Below are 12,206 nucleotides of genomic sequence, written 5' to 3'. Positions count from 1 at the left end.
AGGGGCTCTGCCGCAGTGAATCCGTTACGTGCCGCTGCGGGCCGGTTGATCGTTTCGCGCCCGGCCGGTCCGGGTTCGTGCTTGCTTGCGGTATCCATCCATAATGTCCTGGCGGAGCAGGAAATTGAAGCCGACAGACGACAGGCGTATCGCCAACTGATAGGCCTCGATGCCAAGTTCGCGTGCGGTGTTCTCCAGGTGCCAGTCGTTGGCGGCAAGCCTGCTGAGAAGGTGACCGCGACGGACCTGGGTCTCCGACAGACGAAACGTCTTGAGGTAGGCGATCCTGCCCTCGTGGTCGGTGATGGCCTCACCGATGTGGTTCTCCTGCTGAGGACGGAACTGCGGCAGGAAGCGGGAGAGCGTGAAGCTCCGCATCCGGTAGACCTCCTGCCAGGTATACGCGTGCTCCAGCAGGCCGGCCGCCATGGTTGTGTCGTGAAAACATGTCCACTCATGTTCCTGCTCGGCAACCGCCGTGCGCAGGTGGGCCAGGGAGCGGATCCGCGAGTCGGAGATGCGGGCCCGAAAATCCTGTACCGGTGGCATCAGCATGGCGTAGGTGTAGATCAGGTCGCCGTACATGTCCTGCAGGAGTGTGGGGTGGAGGGCGCGGTAGTCGTCGGGATGCGGGACCACGAAGGCGGACGCGAGTGCGTCGGCGACGTAGACCATCACACCGCATTGATCGGGGTGGATCTCGAAGATGCTCAGCGCGTCGGCGAGACCGCTCACTTCGGCACCCACATAGGCTTCCTCGACGCGCGGGGAGAGCCCTCGGCTGATCGCACGCTGCGACCACTCCTCCCATGCGATGGAGGGGCCGCCGAAGTGCAGTGCCAGGTAGCCTTCCAGCGCCAGGTGCATGGGGAGGAACCGCAGCCGGTCTCTGGCCTGGCGGCGGGCCATCCTGCGGTGGATGTGCAGGCCCATGGTGGCGGCGGGCGCCGCGTTGCCGTCAGCGGAAAGCTGGGTGCCGTAGGCGGCTGCCGGCGTGCCGTCGTCAGTCCATGTAGCGACGAATCCATGGGGGATGTAGGAGGTATAGACAGCGCGTGGGCCGACCTCGACGAGACCGGCCGCACCGCCGTAGAGCTGAGGGCGCAGGCGGAGGTCGACGACAGGTTCGTCACGTACGAGCGGCACCAGACGGACGGCACCCCAGACCTGTGAGGGGCGGGCGGTCAGGCCGGTCAGGTCCAGTGTGGTCATCGCGCCTGCTCCTGCTGGTGTCGGCTCAGCATGCGAGCGGCACGGGTGTTCATGTACGTCACCAGTTCGGCCAGGCCGGTCCGGCCTTCCGCGAACTGGGCGAGTTCCACCAGGGCGGGAAGGTCCTCGGCGTCACGGATACCCGCGGTGGGCACCGTCGGGGACAGCCGACGTACGTCGAAATCGGCCGCGTCGTAGACGGGGTTGAGATGGACGACGCTGGTGCGGCGCTCGGGGTCGAGCCGAGTGCGCCAGATGCGCAGCACCTCGCCGGCCAGGCCAGGAGGTGCGTTGTCCCACCCGTCGGAAACGATCACCAGCCTGGATGGTGTGGTGTCCAGCGCGTCGAGGATCCGCCGGCCCAGCGGCGTCGGCCCGTACGGGCGGGTCAGCAGTGCGTCGGTCCGCCCGGACGTCCACAGCCCGGTGTAGGTGCCGGCAAGAGCCGCGAGCAGATAGTGGCAGGCCAGTGCCACGGCCAGCGGTCGACGACGCTTGTGAACCGAACCGAAGGCGGAAAAGCTGTCGTCCAGGACGGCGGTGACCTTGCCCCAGCTCCCCCGGTGGGAGCCGGCCACCCGGTCGGCGGCCGATTCCAGGGCGCGGGTCAGCTCGGCACGTCGGCGCACGCGGTCCTCGAACGGCAGCGAAAGCACATAGGTTGCCAACCGGGTCAGCGGCATCCGGGACAGGTCTGCCTGTACTCCTGTGATCCCGGTCTTGCGCGCGGACTCCTGCAACCGCAAGGTCTCCAGGCGGGTCATCCGCGGGGCTATGCGCTCCAGGAAAACCTTCCGGGGGATCTTGTGCTTGGCGGCGAAGCCCTCGGCAGCCGTATAGGGCAGCTCATACAGGGCGGCCTGCTCGTAGTGCGCGCGGCGCCACGTCTCCAAGAGAGGTGTCGCGTAGTGCTTGCGGGTCAGCGGCGCAAAGACGAACGCCCCCAGCTCTTCGTTGGCAGGGACCAGGTGTGCGTGGCGAAGGGCTCGGTTGAGGCCGCTGCGGTACTTCACGGCATCGAACGCCAGGTCCGGGCGGGCGGCCAGCCAGTCACGCATGATCGCGCGAGTGCGACGGTTGTTCACCCCGGCCCGGCGTAAGGCGTTGAACAGCCCGTACACGCGTTGTGGCGGCAGCGTCGCCAGACGGCACGCGATCAGTCGGCCCTCGCTGCGACGCTGGTCGGCAGTGGCCTCACGGGTGGTTTCCAGCAACTGTCTGATGACGAGGACCGCGTTGTGGTCGTTGATGCCGAGCGCAAGTACTCCGGCGTACAGGTCACGGTAGTTACCCAGCATGTATGCATGGAGGAAGTCCAAGGACAGTCGCTGCTCGCCCGCGTCACTGTGGAATTCACGTTGGCCGGTGGAGGTGGTCGCCGCGTTGACGAAGAGCAGTACATCGTCGGCTGCGATGAGGTCCCCGTACGAATCCATCCCGTTCTTTCCTCACAAGTGCGGATGCCGACCGGGGAATGGGGGCACGAACTGCGAAACATACTGACATGGCATTTTCCGGAAGTCGCACCGAAGTCCCGCGGCCGGCCCCAGGACCGTAACAGAGCAGCCCACACGCCCTCTACTGCTTTCCTTCACCTCGCCTCCACGCGGGCATCTCAGGAGGCCGACGATGTGCGAGGACTGGGTACCACAACCGCAGGCAAGTGGGGTGCTTGGGACACCGGGGCCTGAAAAGCAGGGGCTACGCCCACGCTTTCCAGGCCCGCAGACCGTTGGTTTTCAGGCCGCAGGGGCCTGATGCTTACAGGGGCGCGGGGAACTGCGCGAGAAGCCCCACCGAACCCGCACCCGCCCCGGACCGCAACCCGGTCGGCCCCTCGACCCGGGCCGCCCCGCAGAGGCTGACGCAGAGGCTGACCGTCAACCCGGCCACGCCCCGGTCAGGCGACGCGTGGCGACGGCGCCGCCCCGGTCGACCACGGCCTTGACGCCGGCGAAGATCGCACCCTGCAGGACGGCCGCCGACACGACCTCGTGCCACGCACGGTCCTCGTCGGTGGCGTCGGGCGCGTCCTCGTCGTGGCCGAGCTTCTTCCACACCTGCTTGAACAACCCCCCGGCCAGGGCCCCGCTCACGGCGCCCAGCGCGAGGCCGACGGGCTTGTAGATGACCTTGGAAACCTTCATCACCAGCTCCTCAGGACCCGGTCCCGGAGCCGGAGCCGGAGCCGAGGCGGCGCCGGTCCTCCTCGTCCCACGCGCGGGTGTCACGCGGCTGGACGTACGGCTCCTCGTGCGGGGGATGGCCGCCCTCGACGGCACGCCGACGGGCCAGCTCCGCGTCGAACTCCAGGCCCAGCAGGATCGCCAGGTTCGTGATCCACAGCCAGACCAGGAAGATGATCACACCCGCGAGGGCGCCGTACGTCTTGTTGTACGAGCCGAAGTTCGCCACGTAGACCGCGAACCCGGCCGACGCGGCTATCCAGATCAGCAGGGCGAGCAGACTGCCCGGGGTGATCCAGCGGAAGCCGCGGACCTTCGCGTTGGGGGTGGCCCAGTAGAGGACCGCGATCATGATGGTGACCAGCAGGATCAGCACCGGCCACTTCGCGATCGACCACACGGTGAGCGCCGTGTCGCCGACCCCGAGCGCCGTGCCCACCTCGCGCGCGAGGCCGCCCGTGAACACCACGATCAGCGCGCTGATCACGGCCATGACCATCAGCACCACCGTGACGCCGACCCGGACCGGCAGCACCTTCCACACCGGACGCCCCTCGGGGACGTCGTACACCGCGTTCGCGCTCCTGATGAACGCCGCGACGTAGCCGGAGGCCGACCACACCGCGAGCACCAGGCCCACGATCGCCATGACCGAGCCGAGCCCGGCGTTGTTCTGCATCTGCTGGACGGCGTTGGTCAGGACGTCCCGGGCCGCGCCGGGCGCCAGCTTCTGGATGTTGTCCAGCACCTGCCGCGTCGCCGACTCCCCGACGATCCCCAGCAGGGACACGAGGGCCAGCAGCGCCGGGAACAGGGCCAGGATGCCGTAGTAGGTGAGAGCCGCCGCCCGGTCGGTCAGCTCGTCCCTCTTGAACTCCTTCAGGGTGCCTTTCAGCACCGACCGCCAGGAGCGCCCGGACAACTGCGTGGGGCTGTCCGGCGCCCGCTGTTCCACCCGCTCGTCAGGCCCGACGTCCCGTTCGACGTCCCGCTCGGCGCCCTGGTCGGCGCCCCGCTCGACGTCCCGTTCGGCGCCCTGGTCGGCGCCCCGCTCGACGTCCCGTTCGGCGCCCTGGTCGGCGCCCCGTTCGACGTCGGGCCGCTTGTCATGTCGTTTCAGAGTCCGCATCATGGCGGCCGGGTATCCGACCCGCTCCGGCCTATGCGCACATATGCCGCAAATCGGTCAGCGCGGAGGCGCGGGACGGTCGTAGACGTTGTCCGGGGTCACGATCTCGGTGATCGCGCGGGCGAGGAGCGAGGACGGCTCCTGGCCGTCGTGGGTGATGTCGGTGTTGAGCATCAGCACCAGGGTCGCCTTGCGCGACGGCAGATAGACGGTGACGGTCTGGTAGCCCGGGATGGAGCCGTTGTGCCCGATCCAGCCGTCGGACTCGAAGATGCCGAGGCCGTAGCTCGTGCCGGGGAAACCGGTCGGCAGCATCGTCAGCCGCTCGCGCTGGGTCTGCGGGCTGAGCAGGGTCCCGGTGGCGACGATCCTGGCCCAGCGGCGCAGGTCGTGCAGGTCCGAGATCATCGCCCCGGCCGCCCAGGCCCAGCTCGGGTTCCAGTCCGTGGCGTCCTCGACCTCACCGCTCAGCGTCTGGTCGGTGTAGCCGCGCGGGTGCGGCTCGGGGTACTCGCGCCCCTCGGGGAACAGTGTGTGCCGCAGCCGGGCCGGGCCGAGCACCCGCTCGCGGATGAACTCGGCGAGGGGCCGCCCACCGACCTTCTCGACCACCAGACCGAGCAGGACGAGGTTGGTGTTGGAGTACTGGAACTGCGCACCCGGATCAAAGGTGTTCCGGTGGCGGAAGCCGTACGCGAGCACCTCGCGCGGGGTGAAGTAACGGGTCGGGCCGCTCAACAGGGCCCGCACGAAGTCCGAGTCGGCGCTGTACGGGAACAGGCCGCTGCGCATCTGTGCGAGATGGCGCAGCGTGATCCGGTCACCGTTCGGCACCCCGCGCACATAGCGCGAGATGGGGGTGTCGAGCCGGATCCGGCGGTCGTCGACGAGTTCGAGCAGCGCGGTGACCGTGAAGGTCTTGGTCTCGCTGCCGATCCGGAGGTACTGGTCGGTGGTCATCGGCCTGCCGGTGGCGGTGTCCGCGACGCCGGTCGCGCGGACGTAGCACCCCCGGCCGGGCATCCACAGTCCGACCGCGACGCCGGGGATGTTCGCCTCGCGGCGGACCTTCGCGACCGCCTTGTCCAGCCGGGCGGTCAGCGTGCGACCGAGACCGCCCTGCCGGCACCCGTCCTTCTCGTGACGGTCGACGGTGCCGTGGCGGCTGGCCTTGCCCTGGCGGTCGACGGTGTCGTGGCGGCCGACGGCCGCCGCGTGCACGGTCACGGCGGGTGTCACCGCCATCGGGGTCAGTACGGACACCGCCAGCGCGGCGGCGGCCAGCAGACGGCGGGAGGGGGTACGTCGCACGGAGGGGCGCCTCTTCCGGAGCGGGAACAGAGGGGCCTACGTCACCATCCGGCCTCCGGGCCGAGAGCCCCGCCCAGGACGCGTCGAGACGAGTCCACTCGTTCGGAGCCACGCGCACCGGCACCATTTCAACAACCGTCGATCACGATTCGAAACTCGCGAAAACCCCCGGCGCTCGCTATTCTCCCGAATGCCCAAAATCAGGTATCGACTCCTCTCGTACCGGTCGGAAAAGCGGATCCCGAATGGACTGGATACAAAATGAGAACCGATTACGACGCGGTGGATCATCACTTCGACGGGCCCCAGCCGTTCGAGACGCAGCCCATCTGGCTCCCCGGCCCGAGGGCCGCGTCGGGCGTGTGGGACCCGAACGACGAGCTGATCCACATGCCGTACATGGCGCACACCAGGGACGTCCCCGCCCCTCCGCTGCCGGACCTGCGCGACCGCCCGCGCCGTCCTGTCAGCCGGCGGCGGCCACGCCCGGGCTCCCACTTCCTTTCGAAAAACCCTAGGATCGTCCCTGTCTTTTTCTTAATTACGACAATCGCCGTGTGCGCACTGACGATGCTTTATTGGTCCGTCTCTTATTCGTACGGTCAGCTTCGCGGCATCGCACTGCTGGTCGTGGCGGAGCATCTGGCGCGCTGGTGGCCCCTGACCGTGTACGGGCCGTGGCTCCTGGCGGGCCTGTCCATCCTGCGGGCGTCCGTCCAGCAGCGGACGGCCCGGAAGTCCTGGGCGGTGATGCTGCTGTGCTCCGGCACGGCGGTGGCCCTGTGCATCGGCCAGTCGACGAGTTCCGTGCTGGCCATGGTGATCGTCGGGATCCCGCCGATCACCGCCCTCGTCTGCTTCCGTGAACTCGTCGGCCAGTTCTCCGCCGGGCAGGGCCCCCGGCACGCCGCCGACCCCCTGAACGGCGGCCCCAAGCAGGGCAGGCCGTAGGCCACAGGCCGCCCCGGGACCGCCCGGGGTGCGCAAGGGTCAGTCGAGGGCCTGCTCCGTCCAGATCGTCTTGCCCGTGGGGGTGGGGCGGGTGCCCCAGCGCCGGGTCAGCTGGGCGACCAGGAGCAGGCCCCGACCCCCTTCGTCGAAGCTGCGGGCGCGGCGCATGTGGGGTGCCGTGCTGCTGGCGTCCGAGACCTCGCAGATCAGACTCCGGTCGTGGATCAGGCGCAACCGCACGGGCGGTTCGGCGTGCCGGATGGCGTTGGTGACTAGTTCGCTGACGACCAGCTCGGTGACGAAGGCCGCGTCGTTCAGTCCCCAGCTCTCCAGTCGGCACAGGGCGTTCTTGCGTGCCTCCGCGACGGCGGACGGGTCCGGGGACACCTCCCAGGTGGCGACCCGTGCGGGGTCGAGTGCGCGGGGCCGGGCGAGGAGCAGGGCCACGTCGTCGGTGGGCCGCCGCGGCAGCACGGCGCCGAGGACCCGGTCGCACAGCGCGTCCAGCGAGGCGTCGGGGGCGGCGAGCGCCTGCCACAGCCGGGCGATGCCGTCGTCGACGTCGGTGCCGGTGCCGGTGATCCCGCCGCCGTTCGCGCCGTCTCCGTTCCCGCCGCTGTTCGTGCCGCCGCGGGATGCGATCAGTCCGTCGGTGTAGAGGGCGAGCAGACCGCCCTGCGGCAGTTCCGTCTCCCGTGACTCGAAGGGCAGTCCGCCCAGGCCCAGCGGGGGCCCCGCCGGCAGGTCGAGCAGTCCGGCGGTCCCGTCCGGGCTCACCACGACCGGCAGCGGATGCCCCGCCCGGGCGAGCGTGCACCGGCGCGAGACGGGGTCGTACACGGCGTACAGGCAGGTCGCCCCGACGACGCCCGCGTCGCCCGCCGCCGCCCCGCCCTCGGCCGCCCGCTCCGCGCCGGCCTCCGCCTCGGTGGCCAGCCGGGCCACGAGGTCGTCGAGGTGGGTGAGCAGTTCGTCGGGGGGCAGTTCGATGTCGGCGAGGGTGCGTACGGCGGTCCGCAGCCGGCCCATGGTCGCTGAGGCGTGGATGCCGTGGCCCACGACGTCGCCGACGACCAGCGCCACCCTGGCCCCGGAGAGCGGGATGACGTCGAACCAGTCGCCGCCGACCCCGGCGCGGGCGCCGGCCGGGAGGTAGCGGGAGGCGACCTCCATCGCGTCCTGCTCGGGCAGGCTCTGCGGCAGCAGGCTGCGCTGCAGCGTGACGGCCGTGCCGCGCTCGCGGGTGTAGCGCAGCGCGTTGTCGATGCTGACCCCCGCGCGGGCCGCCAGTTCCTCGGCCAGGACGAGATCGTCGTCCTGGAAGGAGTCGGGGTGCCGGTGGCGGGCGAAGACGACGACGCCCAGGGTGGTCCCGCGGGCCGACAGCGGCACGGTCATCGCCGAGTGGAACCCGAAGTCACGGATACGGGCGGTCCGCACCGGGTCCCGCGCCACCCAGTCGGCGATCGCGGGCTCGGTCACCTGGTACAGCACGGCCTGCCCCGAACGCAGACTCTCCACCGGCGGCGAGCCGTCCGGATACTCGTCCACCTCGCCCGGCGCGACGACCGCCTCCGGGCTCCCGGGCAGCACGGACTGGTGGGCGATGCGCCGCAGCCCGAGGGCACGGCCCGCCCCCGGCACCCGCTCGGGCGGTTCGTGCTGGTCGTCGAGGGACGCCAGCAGATCGACGCTGACGAAGTCGGCGAGGTCCGGGACCGCGACGTCCGCCAGCTCCTGTGCCGTCCGCGTCACGTCCAGGGTGCTGCCGATGCGCCGACCGGCCTCCGCGATCAGCTGGAGGCGGGTGCGGGCCCAGTGCTGCTCCGACGTGTCGTGCCCGGTGGTGGCCACGCCGAGGACCCGGCCGTCGCCGTCCTCCAGCCGGTAGCAGTGGACCGACCAGGCGTGTTCGCGACTCTCGTGGGGGGCGCGCGCGTGGTTCTCCACGTACTGCGGCTCGCCGGTCTCCAGGGCCCGCCGCATCAGCCGCTCGACCTCGCCGACGGCGGGGTCGTCCACCGCCTCCGTCATCCGCAGCCCGCGCAGGTCGTCGTCGTCCAGCCCCAGGGCGCCGACCGAGGCCCGGTTGGACCGGCGGAAGCGCAGTTCCGTGTCGTGCACCGAGGTCGAGCAGCACGGGGAGTCGAGGAAGCCGTGGAGCGCGAGCGCGTCGTCGCCGGGGCGGGGCCGTGTGCCCGTGAGGGCGGAGACGAGGGACCAGTCGCGGGTCCCGCAGTACGACGTGCGGTGGTGCGCCAGGACCCTGACCTCCACGCGTCGCCCGTCCCGGTGCCGCAGGACGAGCGCGCCGTGCCACCTCGACAGCTCGGAGAACGGGGGCAGGGCACCCGGCGCGGGCTCCTCGGCGAGCAGGGCGGCCGCCGGCCGGTTCAGGATCTGCGTCGGCGTGTAGCCGAGCAGCCGTTCGGCGCCGGCGCTCCAGCCGGTCACCGTGCCGTGTTCGTCGACGGTGGCCCGCGCGGTGGGCGCCGCCCCGACCGGCTCCGGGCCCGGGTCCGCTCCCGTTCCGCCGACGACATGCCGCTCCATGACCGCTCATCTCACTCTCGCCCGAGACATCCCGCGCCGAGGCTCGCACCACTACCTTTGATATGTCCGATTGCAACCTTTTCACTCTATTTCGAGACCACCAACCGGGCACCGGTGCACCGGCGGCGGCCCCGGAGGGCGGGCGCACACGGAACGTCGTAAGCACCCGAACAATCTGTGGCCCTACACGTGTCACTCCCTTGCCAGGCAGGCCTGTTGGGGCAAACATGGGGCAACTCGTTTGAGCCGAAACCACATCCCTCCCTTTCGCCCGACAGGTGAAACATGTCTACAAGTGCGTCCAGAATGCGGCACGCCGCCGGCGACGGTTACGCGTCCACAGGCTCCCTCAAACAGAACGCGCTCGGCGTCCTGGGCATCCTCTTCTTCGTGCTCTCCGCGCAGGCGCCGCTCACCGGCGTGGCCGGAGCGGCACCGGTGGCGATAGCCATCGGCAACGGCCCGGGCGTCCCCGCGATGTACGTCGTGGCCGGTGTGGTCGTCCTGCTCTTCTCCGTCGGGTACGTCGCGATGGGCCGCCATGTGGTGGACGCGGGCGCCTTCTACTCGTACGTCGGCAAAGGACTCGGCGGTACGGCCGCCGCGGGCAGCGCGGGTGTGGCCCTGCTCGCCTACCACGCCATCCAGGCGGCGGTGTACGGCCTGTTCGGCGCGGTGATGAACGGGCTGGCCGTGCAGTACCTGGAGACGGACGTGCCCTGGTGGCTGTTCGCGCTCGGCACGATGGCGATCGTGCAGGGGCTCGGCGCGACCGGCGTCGACGTGGGCGCCAAGGTCCTCGCGGTGTTCGTGCTGGCCGAGGTCAGTCTGCTGCTGGTCTTCGGTGTGGTGGTGCTCCTCAAGGGCGGCGGCCCCGAAGGACTGGCCCCGGGCTCCTCCTTCTCCCTGTCGGCGGCGCTGGAGGGCGCGCCCGGGGTGGCGCTGATGTTCGCGGTGGCGTCGATGTTCGGCTTCGAGGCGACCGCGATCTACGGCGAGGAGGCGCGCGAGCCGCACAAGACGATCCCCCGCGCCACCTATCTCGCGGTCGTCCTCGTCACCGCGTTCTTCGCCTTCACGTCCTGGATGCTGATCTCGGTGTGGGGCCCCTCCGCCAGCACGGCCGCCGCGGGTCAGGCCCTGGAGGCCGGGGACGGGGCGGCCTTCGTCGCCGCTCCGGTCGCCTTGGAGCTGGGCGCGTGGGCGGGGGACGTACTGCCGCTCCTGCTGGCCACCTCGCTCTTCGCCAGCATCCTGGCCTTCCACAACTCCGCCAACCGCTATCTGTTCTCCCTGGGCCGGGAGGGCCTGCTGCCGCGCTCGCTGAGCACGCTCAACGGCCGCCAGTCGCCGTGGCGCGCGGGCCTCGCGCAGACCGGGGTCGCCGCGCTGCTGGTCTTTCCCTTCGCCCTGGCGGGCAAGGACCCCGTGCTCACCCTCTTCTCCTGGCTCAGCGGTCTCGCCGTGCTGGCGATCATGCTGCTGTACTTGCTGACCTCCGTGTCGGTCATCGTGTACTTCCGCCACGAGCAGTCCGGTGACACCCGGCTGTGGAACACCCTGATCGCCCCGGCCCTGGGCGCCGGCGGCATCGCCGGTGCCATCTGGCTGATCGTCGCCAACTTCCCCACCCTCATCGGCGGCGACACCACCACGGCCGTCTGGCTCGGCCTGGCCGTGCCGGGTGCGCTGCTGGCGGGCATGGCGATGCCGTTGCTCGCGGGGTCGCCGAGCAGGCGGTAGCCTCCGGCGGTCGGCCGGGGGGGGCGTGGGGGCGGGTTCGGGGCCTTGTCGGGTGCGGGTGCGTGGGGGCTGGTCGCGCCGTTCCCCGCACCCGACAACGCAACGCGCCCACCCGGCACGAACGTCAGCTCATCGCCCGCTGCTGCCACGCACCGAACGTCGCCACGGGGTCGTCACTCTCCAGGGCCCACGGATACGGCATCACCAGCCCCCCGATCGCCCGGAAGACCTCCCCCGCCTCCCCGGCCCGCTTCGCCTGCACCAGCGCGTACGCCAGCAGGTTGAGATCGGCGACGGCCGCCGCGTGGGTCAGATAGCCGGGGCGGGGCCAGTCGGCCAGTGCCCGGCCCAGGGCCGCCACCGCGTTGGGCCGGCTCCACAGATGCACGGCGGTGAGCGCTTCGAGGCCGCCCTGGTCGAGGGTGCCCTGGTAGAGGTCGATGAGGGCCGCTATCTCCAGGCCCGCCGTCGGCGCCGTGGGCGCCGCGCCCGCGCGCACCCGGTCCAGGAAGTCGACGGTCTGCGCGTGCGAACCGCACTCCCACGGCGACAGATAGCCCAGCATCTGGAAGTGGGCCTCGCGGTTCCAGGGATCGCGCCGGACGATCTCGTCCCAGAGCGGGAAGACCTCCGCGGCCGGTCGCCGCCACAGCCGCAGCAGTCCGAGCCGCACCACCCATGGGGTGGGGTCCTCGGGCCGCAGCGCGACGGCGCGTTCGCAGGCGTCGAGCGCCTCCCGGGTCTCCCCCGGCACCGGCTGGTCCTCGTACCGCAGGCGCAGCAGGACGCCCCAGGCGAACAGCAGTTGCGCGTCCGGGTCCTGCGGCTGTTCCTCGGCCCAGGAGCGCTGCAGGGGCGGTGACGCCGACTCCGCGAGGACGCTCAGCCGGTGGGCCCGGCGGTCCCAGTCCCGCCCGCTGTCGCGCAGCAACTGCTCGATCATGGCCACCGCGAGGCTGCGACCGCCCGAACTCCCCCTCTCCACGAGGCGCTTGCGTACCTTCCCGAGGTCGGAGTCGTCGAGTTCGGGTGCGAGTCTGGTCGTGCTTCGCCGGCGACCGAGGAGAGCCATGCCCGGAGAGTAACGAATTTTGGTCGCACAGTGATGCTTTGAGATGCAG

9 protein-coding genes are annotated in these 12,206 nt (G+C 70.6%); 2 read left to right on the top strand and 7 right to left on the bottom strand.

Going from position 1 to position 12,206, the window contains the following annotated elements; translation table 11 throughout:
• Positions 1-24: 24 nt before the first annotated feature.
• From ACZ6BB_RS18945 to ACZ6BB_RS18925, 5 genes are all read right to left on the bottom strand, one after another.
• A complete protein-coding gene (locus ACZ6BB_RS18945) occupies positions 25-1,212 on the bottom strand; it encodes an ARPP-2 domain-containing protein (protein ID WP_471616311.1) in 1,188 nt (395 codons plus the stop codon).
• The gene (locus ACZ6BB_RS18940) at positions 1,209-2,648 is read right to left on the bottom strand and encodes a hypothetical protein (RefSeq protein ID WP_471616310.1); all 1,440 of its coding nucleotides are present in this window, start codon (positions 2,646-2,648) and stop codon (positions 1,209-1,211) included. The genes ACZ6BB_RS18945 and ACZ6BB_RS18940 overlap by 4 nt, the downstream gene beginning before the upstream one ends.
• 444 nt (positions 2,649-3,092) lie before the next feature.
• Positions 3,093-3,359, bottom strand: a complete 267-nt coding sequence (locus ACZ6BB_RS18935) for a DUF4235 domain-containing protein (RefSeq protein ID WP_471616309.1) — start codon at positions 3,357-3,359, stop codon at positions 3,093-3,095.
• Positions 3,360-3,369: 10 nt separating this feature from the next.
• On the bottom strand, positions 3,370-4,530 hold the full coding sequence (locus ACZ6BB_RS18930; RefSeq protein WP_471616308.1) for a YihY/virulence factor BrkB family protein: 1,161 nt from the start codon (positions 4,528-4,530) through the stop codon (positions 3,370-3,372).
• A gap of 54 nt (positions 4,531-4,584) precedes the next feature.
• Positions 4,585-5,838: a serine hydrolase domain-containing protein gene (locus ACZ6BB_RS18925; RefSeq protein WP_471616307.1), complete on the bottom strand. Its 1,254-nt coding sequence runs from the start codon at positions 5,836-5,838 to the stop codon at positions 4,585-4,587.
• A 555-nt stretch (positions 5,839-6,393) separates the two neighbouring features.
• Between ACZ6BB_RS18925 and ACZ6BB_RS18920 the strand changes: the two genes are divergently transcribed.
• Positions 6,394-6,789, top strand: coding sequence for a DUF2637 domain-containing protein (locus ACZ6BB_RS18920; RefSeq protein ID WP_471616306.1), 396 nt, complete (start codon positions 6,394-6,396; stop codon positions 6,787-6,789).
• Positions 6,790-6,828: 39 nt separating this feature from the next.
• On the opposite strand, the gene ACZ6BB_RS18915 is transcribed toward ACZ6BB_RS18920, so the two are convergent.
• A complete protein-coding gene (locus tag ACZ6BB_RS18915) occupies positions 6,829-9,342 on the bottom strand; it encodes a SpoIIE family protein phosphatase (protein ID WP_471616305.1) in 2,514 nt (837 codons plus the stop codon).
• Between the two features lie 306 nt (positions 9,343-9,648).
• Here ACZ6BB_RS18915 and ACZ6BB_RS18910 point away from each other — a divergent pair, with 306 nt between their 5' ends.
• Complete coding sequence (locus tag ACZ6BB_RS18910) at positions 9,649-11,085, top strand: APC family permease (protein ID WP_471616589.1); 1,437 nt, start codon at positions 9,649-9,651, stop codon at positions 11,083-11,085.
• A gap of 124 nt (positions 11,086-11,209) precedes the next feature.
• On the opposite strand, the gene ACZ6BB_RS18905 is transcribed toward ACZ6BB_RS18910, so the two are convergent.
• On the bottom strand, positions 11,210-12,157 hold the full coding sequence (locus ACZ6BB_RS18905; protein ID WP_471616304.1) for a hypothetical protein: 948 nt from the start codon (positions 12,155-12,157) through the stop codon (positions 11,210-11,212).
• Positions 12,158-12,206: the final 49 nt, after the last annotated feature.

It is taken from the genome of Streptomyces sp. NPDC041108 (assembly GCF_055592645.1).
The sequence above is the reverse complement of the archived record's forward strand: the minus strand, read 5'-3'. Positions and strand labels throughout refer to the sequence as shown.

Coding starts and splice junctions, on each gene's coding strand:
- ACZ6BB_RS18930 (WP_471616308.1), bottom strand. CDS start 4,530: ATGATGCGGACTCTGAAACGACATGACAAGCGGCCCGACGTCGAACGG.
- ACZ6BB_RS18910 (WP_471616589.1), top strand. CDS start 9,649: ATGCGGCACGCCGCCGGCGACGGTTACGCGTCCACAGGCTCCCTCAAA.
- ACZ6BB_RS18915 (WP_471616305.1), bottom strand. CDS start 9,342: ATGGAGCGGCATGTCGTCGGCGGAACGGGAGCGGACCCGGGCCCGGAG.
- ACZ6BB_RS18940 (WP_471616310.1), bottom strand. CDS start 2,648: ATGGATTCGTACGGGGACCTCATCGCAGCCGACGATGTACTGCTCTTC.
- ACZ6BB_RS18905 (WP_471616304.1), bottom strand. CDS start 12,157: ATGGCTCTCCTCGGTCGCCGGCGAAGCACGACCAGACTCGCACCCGAA.
- ACZ6BB_RS18945 (WP_471616311.1), bottom strand. CDS start 1,212: ATGACCACACTGGACCTGACCGGCCTGACCGCCCGCCCCTCACAGGTC.
- ACZ6BB_RS18935 (WP_471616309.1), bottom strand. CDS start 3,359: ATGAAGGTTTCCAAGGTCATCTACAAGCCCGTCGGCCTCGCGCTGGGC.